Below are 20109 nucleotides of genomic sequence, written 5' to 3' on the forward strand. Positions count from 1 at the left end.
TGTCTAGTGCTTTTTAAATAAAAAGGCGCGTTTGATTACGCTTTGTGCATTTCGTCGACAAATAGTACATTTCCGCGCTCGCCGTGCGTAAAAATGCGGCATTTATCAGCGATATCAGAGATCGCCGCGCCAGTGATAGCGCAAATATTTAAGCAGTTTTAACTGCCTGCGCAGGCGGCTCGGCTGCCGAATCAGACGGTAGAGCCACTCCAGCCCCAGCCGCTGCCAGATTCTGGGCGCGCGCTTCACATGGCCGGTGAAGACGTCGTAGGTTCCCCCTACCCCCATATAAAGCGCATCCGGCCAGTGTGCGCGGCACGCCAGCATCAGCAGTTCCTGGCGCGGCGACCCCAGCGCCACGGTCACCAGCTTTGCGCCGCTGGCGGCAATCCGGGCAAACAGGGCATCCTGGTCCGCTGGCGCAAAATAGCCATCCTGCGCCCCGACAATATTCACATTCCACTGACGACGCAGCTTCGCGCAGGTCTCATCCAGCACCTGCTGGCGACCACCCACCAAAAACACCGGCGTCCCTTCCCGCCCGGCGCGTTCCATCAGCGCCTCCCATAAATCCGCGCCGGCAATACGCTGCACTGACGCCTGCGGATACTTTTTACGGATCGAGCGCACAATGCTGATGCCATCGGCATAGGCATACTCCGCCTGCGCCAGCAGCGTGCGTAATCCCTCATCCCGCTCGGCGGTCAGGATCTTCTCCGCATTGATCGCCACCAGAATGCCGCTGCGTACGCTCTGCGGCGGCATCAGAAAGCTCACCGCCGACGACATATTTTCGAAGCCATACAGGTCAACGCCGCGGATCCGGTACTGCGGCGTATCCGTTAACTGTGTCATATCTTCCGTTAATCCCAGAGGTTAATCAGAGCGGGCTGTGTAGCACCCGTCCACTGCGGTCGCGAATTAAACCTGCGCGATCCAGTAACCAGAAAAGTAATTTAGCCAGGCCCAGACAGGCAGCAAAAATGATGCAGAAAAACACCACGCGTGAACCGAAGGCATCCAGCCCTTCGCGTGCCAGCACGATCATGTTAAAGACCGCACCAAAACAGAAGCTTTGCAGGATAGCACCGCTGTAGCGGTTGGCCTCACGGCAGCCACGCTGGTAGATCGCATCAAAGGCTTTAATAATCATCCCCACCGCCACGGCACCGATCGGAATCGCCCAGACGCCGCCCATGACCACCAGCGAGCCGATCAGCGTCGGGGAAATGGCCAGGCCCGAATGGTTATCCAGCACTTCCCAGGTGAAGTAGTTCGCGCTGTTCAGCACGGTCAGCGGCCGATCCGGCCACAGCCAGGTGGGAATAAACACGTAGAAATCGCGCCACAGCGGTGCCAGCCCCTGAAACTCTATCCTGGCGTAGTTATCCAGCAGCAGGGCCAGATTCTCCCACGGTGAGAACGTATCCCGCGTCAGATAAAGGAAGGTGTAAAACGCTTCATCGCCCATAACGTCCAGGTTATAGCGGCGCAGCGCCAGCCAGAACATTCCCGCGATAGCCATCACCCCCGCCGTTGCCAGCATCCACAGGGTGATCCAGCCGCGCGTGATACCGATAAACAGGAACAGCGCAAACGCAATGATGATATTGGCGCGAGTCCCGCCCACCAGCGCGTAGGTCAGCAGGCCAAAGGCCACCGTCACCACCAGAAACAGCAGCCAGTTGCGACGCGTAGGACGCAGAAAATAGGGGATCAGCATCGCCGGAATAAAAAAATAGAAGAAGCGCTTCAGCGCCACGCCCGACACTTCGCTGGAGAAGATCTGGTTATAGGCCGTCAGGCGGAACAGCAGAAAACCGTTGTGAATAAAGAACACCGTAACGGTGCCCAGCGCCACCAGCGCCAGAATCACACAGGTCAGGTGGGTTTCGACCCGGTTCATCTGCAGCCAGGGTTTTGCAGGCGGTGCATTGGCCCGCTTCAGCCGCACCTTATAACTGACGTAATAGATGGCATAAAACGCCGTGGCCGAGAGCAGCGCCTCCAGCAGGTTTTCGACCGGCACCACCTCAACATGAAACCGGAACACCAGCAGGGAGGTCAGCGGAAAGCCGAAGTAGAAGGTCAGTAAAAACAGCAGCGTGAAAAAGAGGTGGAAGTTAAAACGGACACGCTTAAACTCCCGCCAGGTCAGGGTCAGAATGAAACCCAGCGACAGCAGATAGACCATCAGCAGGCCGCCAAACTGCATAAGACTCATGACTTTTCCCCTTCGCTGAGCTGTAACGCTGCCCGCCAGCCTGCCAGATAACCGGGAGTGAAAAAGGCGATCGCCGCTTTATCACAGGTCATAAGCTGGCGACGCGCCTCGGCGATAACAGCAGGCGACAGCGTATCTTCGCTGAACAGGACCGGCAACTGCTGCTCTGCCACATCGCGCCAGAATGGATTTTTGCGGGTCAGCACAAACGGCACGTTCGCCTGGATCAGCAGGCAGAGTGTGCCTACCCCCTGCTGACGTTCAAACATAAAATAGCCGACGTGGCAGCGCGCCAGCAGCGCCAGATAGGCTTCAAACGCCATATTTTCACGTATCAGGTTCACCTGCCCCTGCGGGAACAGCGTATCCGCTGCGGCCTGAATCTGGCTGATATAAGCCTCATTGCCCGGCGGATAACCCAGCGGCACCTCAATACGCACCTGCTCACCAAACTGCGCGTGAATCGCTTTTAAGCCTTCAATATGGCGGTTACTCGGATCGCCCGAGTTGCCCAGCAGCAGCGTGAACGGTTCCGTCGGATCAGCCTTCACGGCGGCGGCAGGCATTCGGGTCGGAAAATAGAGCAGTGAACCCGGCACCCGGGGATGCCGCTGCTGAAAGTGGTACAGGTCTCCACGGGTGGCAAAAACCTGTGCCACCCGCCCCTGAGCTAACCGGCGAATGTGATAGAACAGGCGGAACTTCAGGCTGCGTGAGTCTTCATAAAGATCGGCTCCCCAGACATGCCAGAACAGCTGTGAGCGGCGCAGCTTACCGCTAAGCAGTGCCAGCCAGATCCACGGGTTAAACTGGCCGTGACAGAAGAAACGCTGCTGACGATTTTTTGCCCGCTGCACTACCGCCTGCGCCAGCGCTTTCTTACTGGCAAAACAGTCGATCCGCAATGCTGTGAAGGGGGCCAGACTCTCGGGCTGCCCGGTCACCACCATAAAATGGCGTGGCGAAGCCGCAGGCTGCTCGACGCTGAGAACGTCGTTAAAAAAGCGCAGCACCGTGAGGTTGTGATGGGGAATATCCGATCCCAGAACGTGAATTAAACTCATTTTTTCCGACAGTAAACAATAAAAGCGCCACAACACAGGGCAAAGTAAGCCATGTAGGTCAGCATATAGGCCTGTGCGGCCCCCGTTGCGCCATGTAACGGGATCAGCCAGCGTGAGAACAGGGTCAGTAACAGAAACTGGCTGATCTCAGTCAGAACATAAAAGCGCAGCGAGGCTTTGGCGATAACCAGATATCCGAAAACATAGGCGCCAACTTTAAAAACATCGCCGCACAGTTGCCAGACAAAGAGATCGCGCATCCCGCGAAAGGCTTCGGAGAAAAGCAGGCTGATGGCGAAATCGCGCAGCATCCAGACAGCCAGGCTGGCGACGGCCACGGCAGGCAGCACAAAGCGCAGTGCCCGGCCAATTTCCCGCGCGATGTCGCGCTTGTTATCGAGCCGTGCCAGGGTCGGCAGCAGCCAGACGCTGAAGGTGGCGGTAATAAACTGCAGATAGGCATCGGAAATGCTGGTCACGCCCTGCCACAGGCCGACCTGCGCCCAGCCCTGCTGCTCTGCCAGCAGGTTACGCATCAGCACCCAGGCCACCGGCAGGGTTACCGCCGTGATCAGCGCCATCAGGGTATATTTCGCCAGATTGCGCGCCAGCTCAGGATGCCATTGCGGACGCAGCCAGCTCAGCGGCAGCGGCGCGCGGCGTTTCAGCATCACCAGTGCCGGCAGCAGCAGCAGGGCCGGCACCAGCGCCAGACCGGTCAGTGCGCCCTGATAGCCACCCAGCCACCAGCAGACCAGATAGCCCATGACCCCAATCAGGCTGCCAGCGATCAGCGCCAGCGCATTGCCGCGCGCGTCGCGATACCCCTTCAGCAGCGCCAGCGTAAAGTTGGCCCAGGCGATGCCGAGCTGAAGGAAAGCGACCACGCGGATAACGCCCTGATAGCGGTCATGACCAAACAGCGCCGTGCTGATCGGGGCCGCCGCCAGCAAAAACAGCAGCGCCAGCGCGCCGGAAAAGCCCAGCACCATGGCTGATGCCGTGCCCACCAGCGCCCGTAGCTGGCCGGGCTGCTGCTGATACTGCGCCACATACGTGGTGACACCGTTGAAGATGCCCGCCCCGGCCAGTACACCCAGCACGGTAATCAGCTGACGAAAGTTCCCCGCCTGCCCCACACCTTCAGGACCGAAGCTGACCGCCAGCAGTTTTACCACCAGCAGACCAGACACAATTTTTACCAGCGTGGACGACGCGGTCCACACTGAGGCTCTGGCTAATGACATCAGGAAAAGAAGCTCAGCAGTGAGCTGATAACCGTGCTCTGATTATTATCTGACAGGTTATAAAACAGCGGCAGGCGCAGCAGGCGTTCGCTTTCCGCTGTGGTAAAGCGATCCTCCCCGACAAACTGCGAGAAGCGCTCACCGGCGGGCGAACTGTGCAGCGGAATATAGTGGAAGACCGTCAGTATCTCGGCTTCCTTCATCCAGTTAATCAACGCCTGACGATCATCCTGATCGCGCAGCTTGATGTAAAACATATGGGCATTATGTTCGCAGCTGGCAGGGATCACGGGCAGGTCAATGCGTCCCTGTGCCGCCAGTGGCTGAAGCGCCTCATAATAACGCTGCCAGATACGTAAACGCTGCTGGTTAATGCGTTCAGCCGCTTCCAGCTGTGCCCAGAGGTAGGCCGCCTGCAGATCGGCCATCAGGAAGCTCGACCCCATATCGCGCCAGGTGTATTTATCGACCTGACCGCGGAAGAACTGGCTGCGGTTCGTGCCCTTTTCCCGCACGATTTCGGCGCGCTCGACCAGACTGGCGTCGTTAATCAGGGTTGCCCCTCCTTCGCCACCCGCCGTGTAGTTCTTGGTTTCATGAAAGCTGAAGCAGCCGATATGGCCGATGGTACCCAGCGCACGGCCTTTGTAGCGTGACATCACACCCTGCGCCGCATCTTCGATGACAAACAGCTTATGTTTTGCCGCCAGCGCCATGATGGTGTCCATTTCACAGGCGACGCCTGCGTAGTGCACCGGGACAATGGCACGGGTTTTTTCTGTGATGGCCGCTTCAATCAGGGTCTCATCAATATTCATGGTGTCCGGGCGGACATCGACAAAGACGATACGCGCGCCGCGCAGCACAAAGGCATTGGCGGTAGAGACAAAGGTGTAGCTCGGCATGATCACTTCATCGCCAGGCTGCAGATCGATAAGCAGCGCCGCCATCTCCAGCGAAGCGGTACAGGAGGGGGTCAGCAGCACTTTTTTACTGCCGAAACGCTGCTCCATCCACTGCTGGCAGCGGCGGGTAAAGCCGCCGTCGCCGCACAGCTTGCCGCTGCTCATCGCCGACTGCATATACTCAATTTCTGTGCCCACCACGGGCGGCGCATTAAATGGAATCATGACCTTTCCTGTAAAACCAGTAGGCGGTGCTGTCGAGCCGGGCACCGCTGCGTAAATAGAGGCGCATCGCCGTAAGATTGCTGAGCTGAGTCGCTACCCGAAGCTGCGCGAGCTGCCTGACCCGCGCCCAGTCCGCCGCCGCCAGCATCAGTCGCTGACCCAGTCCCTGTCCCTGTGCGTCGGGCAGGACGCCGAGCAGGCCGATGCGGGCATCGCCCTCCACCGCACGCAGCGAAACAAAGCCCTGCACTCCACCCGCGGCATCGCAGGCGACCAGGCACTGATCGTCAAACGCCCCGCGCACCGCATTTTCAATCCACTGCGCATAAAAGCGACCGCTGGCGTCCGGCGCATACCAGGGCGCACGAAAGCGGCTCTGACTGAAGAGCTGCGACGCGGCGTCACGCAGAGAGGGGATCTGTGCCTCACGCGCAATGCGAATACCCGCCTGCCGCTCCGTCTGGTCAATCGCCAGCGTCAGATCGGCCTCGCCCTCCACCAGCTGGAACTGATGCTGCTGCAGCGTATCGATCAGCGCCGTTTCACCCGCAGCGACTTTCATCTGCATCAGTGCACAGGGATGGCGCAGCGCCTGTTTCAGTGGGGTGTCGCCTTGCAGCTCCAGCCGCACCGTCTCAACACCGAAGAATGCGCTCTCCCAGCTGAGGGGATTAATATTGACGTGGACGGGCATGTAATAAATCCAGCAGGTATTGGCCGTAGCCGGTTTTCGTCAACGCGTCACCCGCGGCGCGCAGCTGCTCGTCACTCAGCCAGCCGTTACGCCAGGCGATCTCCTCCAGACAGGCAATTTTAAAGCCCTGCCGTTTCTCCACGGTCTGCACAAACATGCTGGCTTCTACCAGACTGTCATGGGTGCCGGTGTCCAGCCAGGCAAAGCCGCGTCCCAGCAGTTCGACTGTCAGCTCCCCCCGATCCAGGTACATCTGGTTAATCGCGGTGATTTCCAGCTCGCCCCGCGCTGAAGGCCTGACCTGTTTCGCAAACTCAATCACCTGATTGTCGTAAAAATAGAGTCCGGTTACCGCCCAGCGCGACTTCGGCTTTTCTGGCTTCTCTTCAATCGAGATCGCCTTGAAGTTGTCGTCAAACTCCACCACACCGAAACGCTCCGGGTCCATGACCTGATACCCGAACACCGTTGCGCCCTGATTCTGTTCCACGACTTTCCGTAGCTTAGGACTGAAACCCTGGCCAAAATAGAGGTTATCACCCAGAACCAGACAGCAACTGTCATCACCGATAAAGGATTCGCCGATAATAAATGCCTGCGCCAGCCCGTCAGGACTGGGCTGCACCGCATAGCTGAGGCGTATCCCGAATTCGCTGCCATCGCCCAGCAGACGTTCAAACTGCATCCGATCGTCCGGTGTCGTAATGAGCAGGATGTCGCGAATCCCCGCCAGCATCAGCACAGAGAGCGGGTAATAGATCATCGGTTTGTCGTAAACCGGCAGAAGTTGCTTCGAGACTGCACGCGTTATCGGGTGCAACCGCGTACCCGACCCGCCCGCTAAAATGATGCCTTTCATCGCTGCTCCTTACGCGGATTTATTGCGATAAGCCGAGACGTTCACCCTGATAACGGCCATCGAGAATAGCCTGCCACCAGCTGGAATTGGCCAGATACCACGCCACGGTCTTACGCATACCGCTTTCAAAGGTCTCCTGCGGCTTCCAGCCAAGTTCATGCGCAATTTTACTGGCATCAATGGCGTAGCGCAGATCGTGGCCCGGACGGTCAGTGACATAGGTAATCAGATCGCGGAAATGCGCCAGCCCTGCAGGTTTTCGTTCTGCTGCCAGCTCTTCAAGCAGACTGCAAATCGTCTCAACGACCTCAATATTACGACGCTCGTTATGGCCGCCAATATTGTAGGTTTCGCCAGGTTTGCCCTGACTCACCACCTGATAGAGTGCGCGGGCGTGATCTTCGACGTAGAGCCAGTCACGAATCTGCTGTCCGTTGCCGTAAACCGGCAATGGTTTTCCGGCCAGTGCATTGATGATGGTCAGCGGAATCAGTTTTTCCGGGAAATGGCAGGGACCGTAATTATTTGAACAGTTCGTGACCAGCGCAGGTAACCCGTAGGTTCGCAGCCAGGCCCGCACTAAATGGTCGCTGCTGGCTTTACTGGCGGCGTAAGGACTGCTGGGAGCATAAGGCGTGATTTCGGTGAAGTAAGCCTGGCTGTCATGCAGGTCGCCAAAGACTTCATCGGTCGAGATATGGTGGAACAGAAAGGCGTTTTTGCGCGCATCATCCAGCTTCTGCCAGTAGAAACGTGCCGCTTCCAGCAACTGATAGGTCCCGACAATATTGGTTTCGATAAAGGCCACCGGGCCATCTATTGAACGATCAACGTGGCTCTCAGCCGCAAGATGCATCACGCAGTCTGGCTGATAACGGGCAAAAACCTGATCGAGCGCCGGACGATCGCAGATATCCACCTGCTCAAAATGAAAGCGCGGCGAGTCGGCAACACTGGCGAGTGAGGCCAGATTTCCGGCGTAACTGAGTTTATCAACCACCACTACCTGATGATCGGTTTCTGCGATCAGAAAGCGCACCAGTGCCGAACCGATAAACCCGGCACCACCGGTGATCAGAAAACGCCTCATCGCCACACACCTTTGGTGTCGACAATCCATTGCTGCTGTACCTGAGCGGCATCGATGGCGCGGAAGGCGCGATGATCCACCAGCATCACCAGAATATCGGCCTGGGCCAGCGCCTGCTCGCCCGGGACCAGCTCAGCTTTGCCTGCCAGCGCGTCAGCGATCTGCGCAATGTGAGGCTCAACCACCCAGGTTGTGCCGCGGTGCCACTCCGCAATCTTCTGCGCCACGCCCACCGCCGGGCTTTCGCGCAGATCGTCAATATTGGGTTTAAAAGCCAGTCCGAAGCAGGCGATGGTGATATCGCTGGCGCGCTTGCCGGTCTGGGTCAGGCACTCCGCCAGCGCGGTTTTTACCTGGTCCAGCACCCACTGCGGCTTGGCATCATTGACCTCGCGCGCGGTGCGGATCAGACGGGCTAGTTCGGGATTCTGCGCCACGATGAACCAGGGATCGACGGCGATACAGTGTCCCCCGACGCCCGGCCCTGGCTGCAGAATGTTGACGCGCGGATGGCGATTCGCCAGCGCAATCAGCTCCCAGACGTTGATCCCCTGATCGGCGCAAATCAGCGACAGCTCATTGGCAAAGGCGATGTTCACATCGCGGAAGCTGTTCTCAGTCAGCTTGCACATCTCGGCGGTGCGGGCGTTGGTTTCCACACACTCGCCTTTCAGGAAAATGCGATACAGCTCGCTGGCGCGGGCGGAACAGGCGGGTGTCATGCCGCCGATGACCCTGTCATTATTGATCAGTTCGACCATCACCTGACCCGGCAGTACGCGCTCCGGGCAGTAGGCGACGAAGACATCGGGCGTCTCACCGTGCTGCGGAAAACGCAGATCGGGACGCGCCGCCGCCAGCCAGTCGGCCATCTGTTCCGTGCTGCCAACCGGCGACGTCGACTCCAGAATCACCAGATCGCCCTTCTTCAGCACGGAGGCTATCGACTCTGCGGCGGCTTTCACAAAGCGCAGGTCGGGCTGATGGTCATCTTTGAACGGGGTCGGCACGGCAATAAGAAAGGCGTCCGCAGGCTCAGGCTGGGTGGTGGCACGCAGGTCGCCACGCGTGACGGCAGCATGTACCACCTGATCTAAATCGGGCTCCACGATGTGAATCGCGCCACGGTTGATGGTTTCCACGGCGCGCGCGTTGATATCCACGCCCACCACTTTTTTTCCCTTTGAGGCAAAAACGGCTGCCGTCGGCAGCCCAATGTATCCCAGTCCAATCACGGAGATGGTTTCAAAACTCATAATTCGGCTCGGTTATCTTTTAAGGCTTGTAAAATACGACCGCAGGCTTTGCCATCGCCATAAGGATTATGGGCATGGCTCATCGCCTGCCAGGCCTCATCGTCGCTCAGCAGTTCGCTCACGCTGGCCACGATAGTGGCGACATCAGTTCCTACCAGTTTCACGGTGCCGGCATCGACCGCTTCCGGCCGCTCGGTGGTGTCGCGCATCACCAGCACCGGTTTACCCAGCGACGGCGCCTCTTCCTGGATACCGCCGGAGTCGGTGAGGATTAACCAGGCGCGGTTCATCAGCCAGACAAAAGGCAGATACTCCTGCGGTTCGATCAGAATGATATTTTCAATGCCGCTGAGTATCCGGTTAACCGGTTCGCTGACATTGGGATTGAGGTGCACCGGATAGACAATCTGCGCTTCCGGATGCTGGCGGGCAATCTGCGCCAGCGCGCTGCAGATCCGTTCAAATCCGCCGCCAAAGCTTTCACGACGATGACCGGTGACCAGTACCAGTTTCTTCTCCGGATCGAGAAACGGATAGCGCGCGGCCAGCTGCGCATTCAGATTGGTGTCATCCAGCACCCGATCACGTACCCACAGCAGCGCGTCAATAACCGTATTGCCGGTCACGATAATGCGTGAGTCGGCGAGATTTTCCTGCAGCAGATTCTGTCGCGAGCGCGAGGTCGGGGTGAAATGCAGGCGGGCGAGATGGCCGGTCAGCTTACGGTTGCCCTCTTCCGGCCACGGCGATGCGAGATCGCCGGTGCGCAGCCCGGCTTCCACATGGCCAACCGGAATCTGATGATAAAAGGCGGCCAGACTCGCCGCCAGCGTGGTGGTCGTGTCGCCGTGCACCAGCACGATGTCGGGCCGGAAGTCGAGCAGAACGGTTTTCATGCCCTCTAAGATGCGACAGGTGATCTCCGTCAGCCCCTGCTCAGGCCGCATGATGTTGAGATCGTAGTCCGGCTGCAGTCTGAACAGACGCAGCACCTGATCGAGCATTTCGCGATGCTGGGCGGTGACGCACAGCCGTGATTCAAACGCGGGATCCTGCGCCAGCGCCTGAACCAGCGGGGCCATTTTTATCGCTTCGGGGCGAGTACCAAATACGGTCAGAACTTTCACACTATTTCTCTCAATCATGCGTGTCTGACATCAGACGCGGACGACGTGCCAGCGCCACGCCCGCGCCGGTTAATGCCCCAACGGCACCCCACATAATCATCATGAACAGACGTCGCGGGCTGTCACGTGATACCGGCTCTTCCGGCGTACGCAGATAACGGTAAGTCTGGAACTGGCTGTTCAGTCTGGGTCCGGTCTGCAGCGTGGCCAGCATAGCTCTGTTTTGATCATAGCTGATATCGAAGCTGGGACCGGTGGCACGCAGGGTTTCAAGCTGTCCCTGCAGCACGGGCTGGCCCAGCAGGAAGAGATCGCTGTCCGCCAGATTTTCACCCGCTTCGCGCGTCTGTTTCTCATTGATACCCTGCTGACTGGCGATCTTCAGCGCCTGCTCCAGACGGTGCTGCTGGCGCTGGAATACGGCGTTCGCCACATCTTCCTGACGTTTTACCTGCGCCTGCAACTGATCGGTGCGCGCCTGCCAGGCCCCTTTTAACTCATCATTCAGATGACGTGCGGCACGCTCGCTGGCGTAGGCAATATACTGACGCAGCAGGTTGTTGGCGTCGCCTGCGGTTTCCGCTTTGAGTCTGACATTGTCCGGCAGGTTATGTGCCGCGTCCGCCGGGGTGAAGAGAATGTTGCCGATCATGTCGTCAAGCAGCGCGGCATCGTTGTGTGCGTTGCCGGTTTTACGACTCTTGTAGTAGTCGGTTTGCTGCCAGAACTCGCGACGCGTATCCCACGAGGCGAGCTGCATGATGAACTCCTGATAGACCTCATCCATCACCGTTGGCGAGGGTGCCGCCAGGGTTAACGCGTTGTTGCGCACATCCAGGTTGGTCAGAAACTGCTGCTGTGCATAGTAGGAGCCCAGCATATTTACCGTCGGACGATCGGTGATCGCCGTGGTGCTCCAGACCTGTTTCAGCAGCAGCGTCGCCAGCCAGGCGACCAGGGCAAACAGCAGGGCCAGCCCCACAATCCAGCGCTTGCCACGCCATAACCGGCAGCCTAAGCCGCGAAGATCCAGTTCGTTGTCCACAACGTCAGAAGGCATGGCAGAGATATCCTTTAATCAGCATCGGGTTCATTTATTTTTTGCTTCGCGATGATGGCTCAGACGGCGCTTGATGCGACGGATACGCCGCGCCACGCGCCATGCATGTTTCAGGCAGTAGCCATAAACCATGAACGCGCCCAGGAAAAGCAGCAGCATCACCCACTCAGGGATAAACGCCAGATACTCACCCAGCACCCCGATACCGGCGAGAATCGCGGCCGCCACGGTAATCAGCACAAAGGCCTGACGCGAGCTGAAGCCGGCGCGCATAATCAGATGGTGGATGTGCTGACGGTCAGCCGAGAACGGGCTCATGCCTTTGCGCAGACGGCGATACATGATCGCCACCATATCCATCAGGGGAATGGCGATGAGCCAGAGGGCGGTCACCGGCGTGATGGGGTGACTCAGACCCTGGGTGGTTTCCAGCAGAATCCAGATGATGGTGAAGCCGATCATGGTGCTGCCGGCGTCACCCATAAAGACTTTAAAGCGGCGGCCAAGAAAGCCCAGGTTGAGCAGAATATAGGGCAGCGTGGCGGCGATCATCGCAAAGCACCACATCGCCAGGCTGGTCTGTCCGTCGAAGTAGAGGATAATGCCCATAGCGGCAAAGGTCACTGAGGAGAGGCCGCCCAGCAGACCGTCGATGCCATCCACCATATTAAAGGCGTTAATCGCGGCCCAGACGGCGAACAGCGTCAGCACATAGCCAAAGGGTCCCACGATCAGCTCGAACGGACCGACGATAAAGCCCAGACTCAGCAGATAGAGTTTTGCCCCCACCATCATGACGACAGCGACCAGCGCCTGCACCACGGCGCGGATTTTAACGCTGATATCAAAGCGATCGTCGAGCGCCCCGACCAGCACCAGCACACCAGCACAGCCCAGATAGAGCAGCGCGTGTGGCAGATAGTAGTTGGTAATCGCGAACGTGAAGCAGATCCCTGCGAACACGGAAATGCCGCCCACCAACGGAATCGCGCCATGATGGCGTTTACGTGAGTTAGGCTTATCAACTAAACCAATTTTTTTAGCTGCTTTTCGAGCAAAAAAGAGGAAAGCCAGTGAAAAGAGAAAAATTAAACCAAGCTCAGTACTCATAGTGAGTAAATTCACGTTAAACGCTCTCAGCTAACATCCCGCACAACAATACGCGAAAAAGCGCGTTTATCGCTGTGTCGGATTCCGAATTCTGCATCAAGAGACAGACGAACGGTCAAAAATTCGCCATCACTACCACAGTCATTATAAATGCTCCTGCCAGTGTTCAATCCTATAGCTCACAAATGAAAAACGCCACGTCGGGACGTGGCGTAAGGGCGATTTTCTGCAAATCTGGATTAAAAAAGCCGAATCAGTGGTCCGGCCTGGCCGTATCAGATTATGAACGCTTCATCATGTCGAAGAATTCATCGTTGGTTTTCGTCATCGCCAGTTTGTTGATGAGGAACTCCATGGCGTCGATTTCGCCCATCGGGTGAATGATCTTACGCAGGATCCACATCTTCTGCAGCTCTTCCTGAGAGGTAAGCAGCTCTTCTTTACGTGTACCGGAGCGGTTGTAGTCGATCGCCGGGAAGACACGTTTTTCAGCGATTTTACGGGCGAGATGCAGTTCCATGTTACCGGTACCCTTGAACTCTTCGTAAATCACTTCGTCCATCTTCGAACCGGTATCAACCAGCGCGGTAGCGATGATGGTCAGGCTGCCGCCCTCTTCCACGTTACGTGCAGCACCAAAGAAACGCTTTGGACGATGCAGGGCGTTGGCATCCACACCACCGGTCAGGACTTTACCTGACGCCGGCACTACGGTGTTATAAGCACGCGCCAGACGGGTGATGGAGTCGAGCAGGATGATGACATCTTTCTTATGCTCAACCAGGCGCTTAGCTTTCTCGATGACCATTTCCGCAACCTGAACGTGGCGTGACGCCGGCTCATCGAAGGTTGAGGCAATGACTTCACCTTTGACCAGACGCTGCATCTCGGTCACTTCTTCCGGACGCTCATCGATCAGCAGGACCATCAGCACGCAGTCCGGGTAGTTGTACGCCAGGCTCTGCGCGATGTTCTGCAGCAGCATGGTTTTACCGGCTTTCGGCGGTGCAACGATCAGACCACGCTGACCACGACCGATCGGTGACGCCAGATCCAGAACGCGGGCCGTTAAATCTTCCGTTGAACCATTACCCCGTTCCATACGCAGACGCTTGTTGGCGTGCAGCGGCGTGAGGTTTTCGAACAGAATCTTATTACGCGCGTTTTCCGGCTTGTCGTAGTTAACTTCGTTAACTTTCAGCAGCGCAAAATAGCGTTCACCTTCTTTCGGTGGACGGATTTTGCCAGAGATGGTGTCACCAGTGCGGAGGTTGAAGCGGCGGATTTGGCTGGGGGAAACGTAGATATCATCAGGGCCGGCGAGGTAGGAGCTGTCTCCGGAACGGAGGAATCCAAATCCATCCTGAAGAATCTCCAGCACGCCATCACCGAAGATGTCTTCGCCGCTCTTCGCGTGCTGCTTCAGGATTGAAAAGATAATGTCCTGCTTGCGCATGCGAGCCTGATTTTCCAGCCCCATATTTTCGCCGAGAGTAATCAGCTCAGCAACCGGCGTATTCTTTAATTCGGTAAGATTCATAGTGATGGGTTCTTAAACTCGGGGTAATACTCGGAATGTTTGTCGTGAATGGTATGGCAACTAATCCATGCCGTTAATGGCTCTTTTCGGCTCTTCCCGACGATCATCGAATGGAATGGCGATCGGTATGCAGGGAGATGTCCGAATGTAATGCCAGAGTTGGAGCTAACCGTAAGATTGCTGAACCGTTCTATCTTTATAAGGTACAGGGCGAATGGGTTCAACAAGGGAAAACTTTAGATGCTAACTACAAGGTAAGTTCGTAATGCAGTGTGAGTAAATTAGCACGCCTGAAAGCGAACGTCCAGCAGCAGGAGATAAATTCACCACTGCCAGACATTCAGTCCTGCATTACGCCAGGTTGGCGTTCAGGAACTCTTTCAGCTGGCCTTTAGACAGCGCGCCCACTTTGGTCGCGGCGACTTCGCCATTTTTGAACAGCAGCAGCGTCGGGATACCACGAATGCCATACTTCGGTGCCGTGCCTGGGTTATCGTCAATATTCAGCTTAGCGATGGTCAGCTTGCCATCATACTCTTCTGCAACTTCATCAAGGATTGGCGCGATCATTTTGCAAGGACCACACCATTCAGCCCAGAAATCTACCAGTGTAACGCCGTCGGCTTTCAGCACGTCGGTGTCGAAACTGTCATCAGTCAGATGAACGATTTTATCGCTGCTCATGTTTTACTCCACAAGATTATGCCTGGCGAATTGGCGTAATATATACCAATGTTGGTTGACTTTATTTCATCGGATACGCTTTCGTAAAGCGATAGTAAGCTGATATTCTACCACACTATGAGCAAAACACACTTAACTGAACAGAAGTTTTCCGACTTCGCCCTGCACCCTAAAGTGGTTGAAGCCCTTGATAGTAAAGGCTTTCAATACTGCACGCCGATTCAGGCGTTAGCTCTGCCTTTTACGCTTTCAGGGCGTGATGTTGCAGGCCAGGCGCAAACCGGTACCGGCAAAACGATGGCGTTTCTGACGTCAACGTTTCATCATCTTCTCTCTTATCCTGCGGCGGAAGGTCGTCAGGTTAATCAGCCACGGGCACTTATTCTTGCGCCAACGCGTGAACTTGCTGTGCAGATTCATGCAGATGCCGAACCCCTTACCGCCTCAACCGGCCTGAAACTGGGTCTCGCCTATGGCGGAGACGGTTATGATAAACAGCTGAAAGTGCTGGAACAGGGCGTAGATATTCTGGTGGCCACCACCGGTCGCCTGATCGACTACGCGAAGCAGAATCACGTTAACCTCGGTGCCATCCAGGTCATGGTGCTGGACGAAGCCGATCGCATGTTCGATCTCGGCTTTATTAAAGATATTCGCTGGCTGTTCCGCCGTATGCCGCCTGCCACCCAGCGCCTGAGCATGCTGTTCTCAGCAACGCTCTCTTATCGCGTTCGTGAACTGGCGTTCGAGCACATGAACAGCGCGGAATATGTTGAAGTGGAACCGGAGCAGAAAACCGGCCATCGCATCCAGGAAGAGCTTTTCTATCCGTCTAACGAAGAGAAAATGCGCCTGCTGCAGACCCTGCTGGAAGAAGAGTGGCCGGATCGCGCCATTGTCTTCGCAAACACCAAGCACCGCTGTGAAGATATCTGGGGCCACCTGGCCGCTGATGGTCACCGCGTTGGCCTGCTGACCGGCGATGTGGCACAGAAGAAGCGCCTGCGCATTCTTGATGACTTCACCAAAGGGGACGTGGATATTCTGGTCGCGACTGACGTTGCTGCCCGTGGTCTGCACATCCCGGCGGTCACCCACGTCTTTAACTACGATCTGCCTGATGACTGTGAAGATTACGTTCACCGCATTGGCCGTACCGGTCGTGCAGGTGCCAGCGGACACTCTATCAGCCTGGCCTGTGAAGAGTACGCGCTGAATCTGCCGTCGATTGAAGAGTACATTGGTCACAGCATTCCGGTCAGTAAGTACAGCAGCGAAGCCCTGCTAACCGATTTACCGCCGCCTAAGCGTCTGCAGCGCAGCCGTTCCGGCAATGGCCCACGCCGTGGAGGCAATAACGCTAACCGTCGCGGTGCGCCACGCAACAACAACCGTAAACGTTCAGGTTAGGCCACCATGCTCAGCGCGTCGTCACTTTATGCAGCGATTGATTTAGGGTCTAACAGCTTTCATATGTTGGTGGTGCGCGAGGTCTCTGGCAGTATTCAGACCGTGGCAAAAATTAAGCGCAAGGTTCGCCTTGCCGCCGGTCTGGATGCCAGTAATCAGTTGTCAGCCGAAGCCATGGCGCGTGGCTGGCAATGCCTCCGGCTCTTCTCTGAGCAACTGCAGGATATTCCCCCCGATCAGATTCGCGTGGTGGCGACCGCCACGCTGCGTCTGGCCGCGAATGCGCAGACCTTCCTCGATACCGCCCAGCAGATTCTTGGCTGCACCATCAACGTCATCAGCGGTGAAGAAGAGGCGCGCCTGATTTATCAGGGCGTGGCTCACACCACGGGCGGCTCCGACCAGCGTCTGGTGGTGGATATCGGTGGCGGCAGTACCGAGCTGGCAACTGGCGATGGTTCGCACGCGTCGGTGTTGTTCAGTCTGTCGATGGGCTGTGTCACCTGGCTGGAGCGCTTCTTCAGCGATCGTCATCTGGCAAAAGAGAATTTTGACCAGGCGGAGCAGGCTGCCCGTGAGATGATCCAGCCTGTCGCCGCGCAGCTGCGTCAGCAGGGCTGGCAGGCCTGTGTCGGTGCGTCCGGCACGGTCCAGGCGCTGCAGGAGATTATGGTGGCGCAGGGCATGGATGAGCGCATCACGCTGAGCAAGCTGCAGCAGCTTAAACAGCGCGCAATCCAGTGCGGCAAACTGGAAGAGCTTGAAATCGAAGGGCTGACGCTGGAACGGGCGCTGGTGTTCCCCAGCGGCCTGTCGATCCTGATCGCCATTTTCCAGACGCTCAATATCGATAGCATGACCCTGGCGGGCGGCGCGCTGCGTGAAGGGCTGGTCTACGGCATGCTGCATTTGCCTGTCGACCGCGATATCCGCACCCGCACGCTTCACAACGTCCAGCGCCGGTTCAGCATTGATGTTGAACAGGCGGATCGTGTGCGTCAGCTGGCGGAGAGCTTCTTCCGTCAGGTTTCCACCTCGTGGAAGCTGGATCAGCGCTGTCGTGAGCTGCTGCTCAGCGCCTGTGCGATCCACGAAATCGGCCTCAGCGTCGACTTCCGGCATGCGCCACAGCATGCGGCTTACCTGGTGCGTCATCTCGATCTGCCCGGCTTTACACCGGCGCAGAAGAAGCTGCTGGCCTGCCTGCTACAAAACCAGAGCGGCAGCATCGATCTGGCGCTGCTGACCCAGCAAAACGCCCTGCCGCCGCGTCTGGCGGAACGGATGTGCCGTCTGCTGCGGCTGGCGATTATTTTCTCTACCCGCCGCCGCGATGACACCCTGCCAGCGGTACGACTCCAGGCGGACGATGATGCCCTGCATCTGACCCTGCCCGCTGGCTGGCTGGAAGCGCATCCGCTGCGCAGCGAGCTGCTGGAGCAGGAGAGCCACTATCAGTCCTATGTCCACTGGTTGTTAACCCTGTCGTAATACCTGCGTCTGAGGCGAATCACCTTCGCCTCTCCGCCCGACGCGCCTACCCTTTTCTGGCTTTATCCAGCATCGCCCGCAGACCGGCAACCCGGCTCTGCCCGGTTTTCATCCGCTCCTCGGCACTGACCACTTTGCGTTCCGTCTCCCACTGCAGATCGTCCTGCGGCAGCTCCAGCAGAAAACGGCTCGGCTCCGGTCGCACCAGCTCGCCATATTGCCGCCGTTCACGGCAGAGGGTAAAGGTCAGCTCTTTCTGTGCCCGCGTGATGCCGACGTAGGCCAGACGACGCTCCTCTTCGATATTGTTCTCATCAATGCTGCTCTGATGCGGCAACAGCCCCTCTTCCATGCCCACCAGGAACACATAGGGGAACTCCAGCCCTTTGGAGGCGTGCAGCGTCATCAGCTGCACCTGATCCAGCTCTTCATCGCTTTCACCGCGCTCCATCATGTCGCGCAGGGTAAAGCGCGTGACCACCTGGGCCAGCGTCATCGGCTCGTCGATATCGCTGCCCTCCAGCATTTCGGTCATCCACTGAAACAGCGTGTTGACGTTCTTCATCCGCATTTCTGCGGCTTTCGGACTGCCGGAGGTTTCGAACAGCCAGCTTTCGTAATCGATGCCGCGAATCAGATCGCGGACGGCGTTGACCGGCTCGCGTTCGGTCAGCTGGATGATCTCATTCAGCCAGTGAGTAAAGCGCTGCAGATGCTCCAGGCCACGTCCGCTGAGCGTCTGACCCAGCCCGACATCAAAACTGGCATGAAACAGGCTCTTGCTGCGCAGATTCGCCCATTCACCGAGCTTCTGCAGCGTCGCCGGACCAATCTCGCGACGCGGTGTGTTGACGATGCGCAGGAACGCGCTGTCATCCTCAGGGTTAGTCAGCACGCGCAGATAGGCGAGCAGATCTTTAATCTCCGGCCGTGAGAAGAACGAGGTGCCGCCAGAGATGCGATAGGGAATGCGGTTCTGCATCAGAAACTTTTCAAAGGTGCGTGACTGATGGTTACCACGGTAGAGAATCGCGTAATCTTTGTACTGCGTTTTGTTGATAAAGTGATGCGCAATCAGTTCGCCGGTGACCCGCTCCGCTTCATGCTCTTCGCTGTTGGCGGTCACCACTTTGAGTTCGCTGCCCTGCCCCAGCTCGGAGAAGAGCCGCTTTTCAAACACGTGCGGATTGTTGGCAATCAGGATGTTCGCCGCTTTCAGGATGCGCTGCGAGGAGCGGTAGTTCTGCTCCAGCTTCACCACCTCCAGCGCCGGAAAGTCCTGACTCAGCAGCACCAGATTCTGAGGCCGCGCGCCGCGCCAGGAGTAGATCGACTGGTCATCATCACCCACCACCGTGAAGCGCGCCCGCGCGCCAACCAGCAGTTTAACCAGCTCATACTGGCTGGTGTTGGTATCCTGGTACTCATCCACCAGCAGATAGCGGATACGCTGCTGCCAGCGTTCGCGCACCTCCTGATTACGCTGCAGCAGCAGCGTCGGCAGCAGGATCAAATCGTCAAAATCGAGGACGTTGCACGATTTGAGATGCTGACTGTAGAGGCCATAGCAGTGGGCAAAAATATTCTCCTGCTGTGAACGCGCCTGCGCGGCCGCGCCCTGCGGATCGATCAGGTCATTTTTCCAGTTTGAGATGGTGGAGATGAGCTGCTGCAACAGCGTCTTATCCTCCTCCAGCCACTCTCTGGTCAGCTCTTTCAGCAGGGCGAGCTGATCCTGATCGTCGAACAGCGAGAAGTTAGACTTCATGCCCAGCGCCGCCGTTTCACGCTTGATGATCTCCAGGCCCAGCGTGTGGAAGGTGGAGATCAGCAGCCCGCGCGCCTCTTTGCGACCCAGCGTCTGCGCCACACGCTCTTTCATTTCGCGCGAGGCTTTATTGGTGAAGGTCACCGCAGCGATGTGTCGCGCCTGATAGCCGCACTCACGAATCAGATGGGCGATTTTATTGGTAATTACGCGGGTTTTGCCCGATCCCGCGCCCGCCAGTACCAGACAGGGACCGGTAACAAATTCGACGGCACGTTGTTGGCTGGGGTTTAAACGCATAGAAGAAATCGCCTGATTGAATCAAAAGAAAGGGGTTTATACTGGGCGGCAATTA

The 20109-nt window shown here is 57.3% G+C and carries 17 protein-coding genes; 2 read left to right on the plus strand and 15 right to left on the minus strand.

The window, feature by feature from the left end:
• Nucleotides 1-114: 114 nt before the first annotated feature.
• The 14 genes from wecG to trxA form a co-directional block, all read right to left on the minus strand.
• Entirely contained in the window at nt 115-855 is a 741-nt protein-coding gene (wecG, locus tag OJ965_RS20155) for a lipopolysaccharide N-acetylmannosaminouronosyltransferase (RefSeq protein WP_111208480.1), read from the minus strand.
• 25 nt (nt 856-880) lie between these two features.
• Nucleotides 881-2224 carry an ECA oligosaccharide polymerase gene (gene wzyE / locus OJ965_RS20160; RefSeq protein WP_265137621.1) on the minus strand — a complete coding sequence of 448 codons (1344 nt, stop codon included), beginning with the start codon at nt 2222-2224 and terminating at the stop codon, nt 881-883.
• Nucleotides 2221-3288 carry a TDP-N-acetylfucosamine:lipid II N-acetylfucosaminyltransferase gene (wecF, locus tag OJ965_RS20165; RefSeq protein ID WP_265137623.1) on the minus strand — a complete coding sequence of 356 codons (1068 nt, stop codon included), beginning with the start codon at nt 3286-3288 and terminating at the stop codon, nt 2221-2223. The genes wzyE and wecF overlap by 4 nt, the downstream gene beginning before the upstream one ends.
• Nucleotides 3285-4535 carry a lipid III flippase WzxE gene (wzxE, locus tag OJ965_RS20170; protein ID WP_265137625.1) on the minus strand — a complete coding sequence of 417 codons (1251 nt, stop codon included), beginning with the start codon at nt 4533-4535 and terminating at the stop codon, nt 3285-3287. The genes wecF and wzxE overlap by 4 nt, the downstream gene beginning before the upstream one ends.
• Nucleotides 4535-5665, minus strand: a complete 1131-nt coding sequence (gene rffA / locus OJ965_RS20175) for a dTDP-4-amino-4,6-dideoxygalactose transaminase (protein WP_009088429.1) — start codon at nt 5663-5665, stop codon at nt 4535-4537. The genes wzxE and rffA overlap by 1 nt, the downstream gene beginning before the upstream one ends.
• Entirely contained in the window at nt 5652-6359 is a 708-nt protein-coding gene (gene rffC / locus OJ965_RS20180) for a dTDP-4-amino-4,6-dideoxy-D-galactose acyltransferase (protein WP_265137626.1), read from the minus strand. Before rffC ends, rffA begins: the two co-directional genes overlap by 14 nt.
• Entirely contained in the window at nt 6337-7218 is an 882-nt protein-coding gene (gene rfbA, locus OJ965_RS20185; RefSeq protein ID WP_140029652.1) for a glucose-1-phosphate thymidylyltransferase RfbA, read from the minus strand. Before rfbA ends, rffC begins: the two co-directional genes overlap by 23 nt.
• A 19-nt stretch (nt 7219-7237) precedes the next feature.
• Nucleotides 7238-8308: a dTDP-glucose 4,6-dehydratase gene (gene rfbB, locus OJ965_RS20190; protein WP_265137628.1), complete on the minus strand. Its 1071-nt coding sequence runs from the start codon at nt 8306-8308 to the stop codon at nt 7238-7240.
• The gene (gene wecC, locus OJ965_RS20195) at nt 8305-9564 is read right to left on the minus strand and encodes a UDP-N-acetyl-D-mannosamine dehydrogenase (RefSeq protein ID WP_265137630.1); all 1260 of its coding nucleotides are present in this window, start codon (nt 9562-9564) and stop codon (nt 8305-8307) included. The genes rfbB and wecC overlap by 4 nt, the downstream gene beginning before the upstream one ends.
• A complete protein-coding gene (gene wecB, locus OJ965_RS20200) occupies nt 9561-10691 on the minus strand; it encodes a non-hydrolyzing UDP-N-acetylglucosamine 2-epimerase (RefSeq protein WP_009088424.1) in 1131 nt (376 codons plus the stop codon). The genes wecC and wecB overlap by 4 nt, the downstream gene beginning before the upstream one ends.
• Before the next feature lie 10 nt (nt 10692-10701).
• Nucleotides 10702-11751 (minus strand): ECA polysaccharide chain length modulation protein, encoded by a 1050-nt coding sequence (wzzE, locus tag OJ965_RS20205; protein ID WP_009088421.1) that lies wholly within the window; start codon nt 11749-11751, stop codon nt 10702-10704.
• Nucleotides 11752-11781: 30 nt separating this feature from the next.
• Nucleotides 11782-12861: a UDP-N-acetylglucosamine--undecaprenyl-phosphate N-acetylglucosaminephosphotransferase gene (gene wecA, locus OJ965_RS20210; protein WP_033736131.1), complete on the minus strand. Its 1080-nt coding sequence runs from the start codon at nt 12859-12861 to the stop codon at nt 11782-11784.
• Nucleotides 12862-13141: 280 nt separating this feature from the next.
• Entirely contained in the window at nt 13142-14401 is a 1260-nt protein-coding gene (gene rho / locus OJ965_RS20215) for a transcription termination factor Rho (protein WP_003851960.1), read from the minus strand.
• Nucleotides 14402-14752: 351 nt separating this feature from the next.
• Nucleotides 14753-15085 carry a thioredoxin TrxA gene (gene trxA, locus OJ965_RS20220; protein ID WP_003851963.1) on the minus strand — a complete coding sequence of 111 codons (333 nt, stop codon included), beginning with the start codon at nt 15083-15085 and terminating at the stop codon, nt 14753-14755.
• 117 nt (nt 15086-15202) lie between these two features.
• Between trxA and rhlB the strand changes: the two genes are divergently transcribed.
• Together rhlB and gppA are read left to right on the plus strand one after the other, a co-directional pair.
• Complete coding sequence (rhlB, locus tag OJ965_RS20225; RefSeq protein WP_009088417.1) at nt 15203-16495, plus strand: ATP-dependent RNA helicase RhlB; 1293 nt, start codon at nt 15203-15205, stop codon at nt 16493-16495.
• A 6-nt stretch (nt 16496-16501) separates the two neighbouring features.
• Entirely contained in the window at nt 16502-17986 is a 1485-nt protein-coding gene (gene gppA / locus OJ965_RS20230; protein ID WP_046100947.1) for a guanosine-5'-triphosphate,3'-diphosphate diphosphatase, read from the plus strand.
• Between the two features lie 46 nt (nt 17987-18032).
• Here the strand turns inward: gppA and rep are convergent, their stop codons facing one another.
• The gene (gene rep / locus OJ965_RS20235) at nt 18033-20054 is read right to left on the minus strand and encodes a DNA helicase Rep (RefSeq protein WP_046100946.1); all 2022 of its coding nucleotides are present in this window, start codon (nt 20052-20054) and stop codon (nt 18033-18035) included.
• Nucleotides 20055-20109: the final 55 nt, after the last annotated feature.

This window comes from Pantoea anthophila (genome assembly GCF_026104315.1).
Taxonomy (GTDB): domain Bacteria; phylum Pseudomonadota; class Gammaproteobacteria; order Enterobacterales; family Enterobacteriaceae; genus Pantoea; species Pantoea anthophila.

Bases quoted from the DNA above. Each gene is read 5' to 3' on its own strand.
- wzzE (WP_009088421.1), bottom strand. From the start codon at position 11,751: ATGCCTTCTGACGTTGTGGACAACGAACTGGATCTTCGCGGCTTAGGC.
- wecC (WP_265137630.1), bottom strand. From the start codon at position 9,564: ATGAGTTTTGAAACCATCTCCGTGATTGGACTGGGATACATTGGGCTG.
- rho (WP_003851960.1), bottom strand. From the start codon at position 14,401: ATGAATCTTACCGAATTAAAGAATACGCCGGTTGCTGAGCTGATTACT.
- rfbA (WP_140029652.1), bottom strand. From the start codon at position 7,218: ATGAAAGGCATCATTTTAGCGGGCGGGTCGGGTACGCGGTTGCACCCG.
- trxA (WP_003851963.1), bottom strand. From the start codon at position 15,085: ATGAGCAGCGATAAAATCGTTCATCTGACTGATGACAGTTTCGACACC.
- wzyE (WP_265137621.1), bottom strand. From the start codon at position 2,224: ATGAGTCTTATGCAGTTTGGCGGCCTGCTGATGGTCTATCTGCTGTCG.
- gppA (WP_046100947.1), top strand. From the start codon at position 16,502: ATGCTCAGCGCGTCGTCACTTTATGCAGCGATTGATTTAGGGTCTAAC.
- rfbB (WP_265137628.1), bottom strand. From the start codon at position 8,308: ATGAGGCGTTTTCTGATCACCGGTGGTGCCGGGTTTATCGGTTCGGCA.
- wecA (WP_033736131.1), bottom strand. From the start codon at position 12,861: ATGAGTACTGAGCTTGGTTTAATTTTTCTCTTTTCACTGGCTTTCCTC.
- wzxE (WP_265137625.1), bottom strand. From the start codon at position 4,535: ATGTCATTAGCCAGAGCCTCAGTGTGGACCGCGTCGTCCACGCTGGTA.
- rep (WP_046100946.1), bottom strand. From the start codon at position 20,054: ATGCGTTTAAACCCCAGCCAACAACGTGCCGTCGAATTTGTTACCGGT.
- wecG (WP_111208480.1), bottom strand. From the start codon at position 855: ATGACACAGTTAACGGATACGCCGCAGTACCGGATCCGCGGCGTTGAC.
- rhlB (WP_009088417.1), top strand. From the start codon at position 15,203: ATGAGCAAAACACACTTAACTGAACAGAAGTTTTCCGACTTCGCCCTG.
- rffA (WP_009088429.1), bottom strand. From the start codon at position 5,665: ATGATTCCATTTAATGCGCCGCCCGTGGTGGGCACAGAAATTGAGTAT.
- rffC (WP_265137626.1), bottom strand. From the start codon at position 6,359: ATGCCCGTCCACGTCAATATTAATCCCCTCAGCTGGGAGAGCGCATTC.
- wecF (WP_265137623.1), bottom strand. From the start codon at position 3,288: ATGAGTTTAATTCACGTTCTGGGATCGGATATTCCCCATCACAACCTC.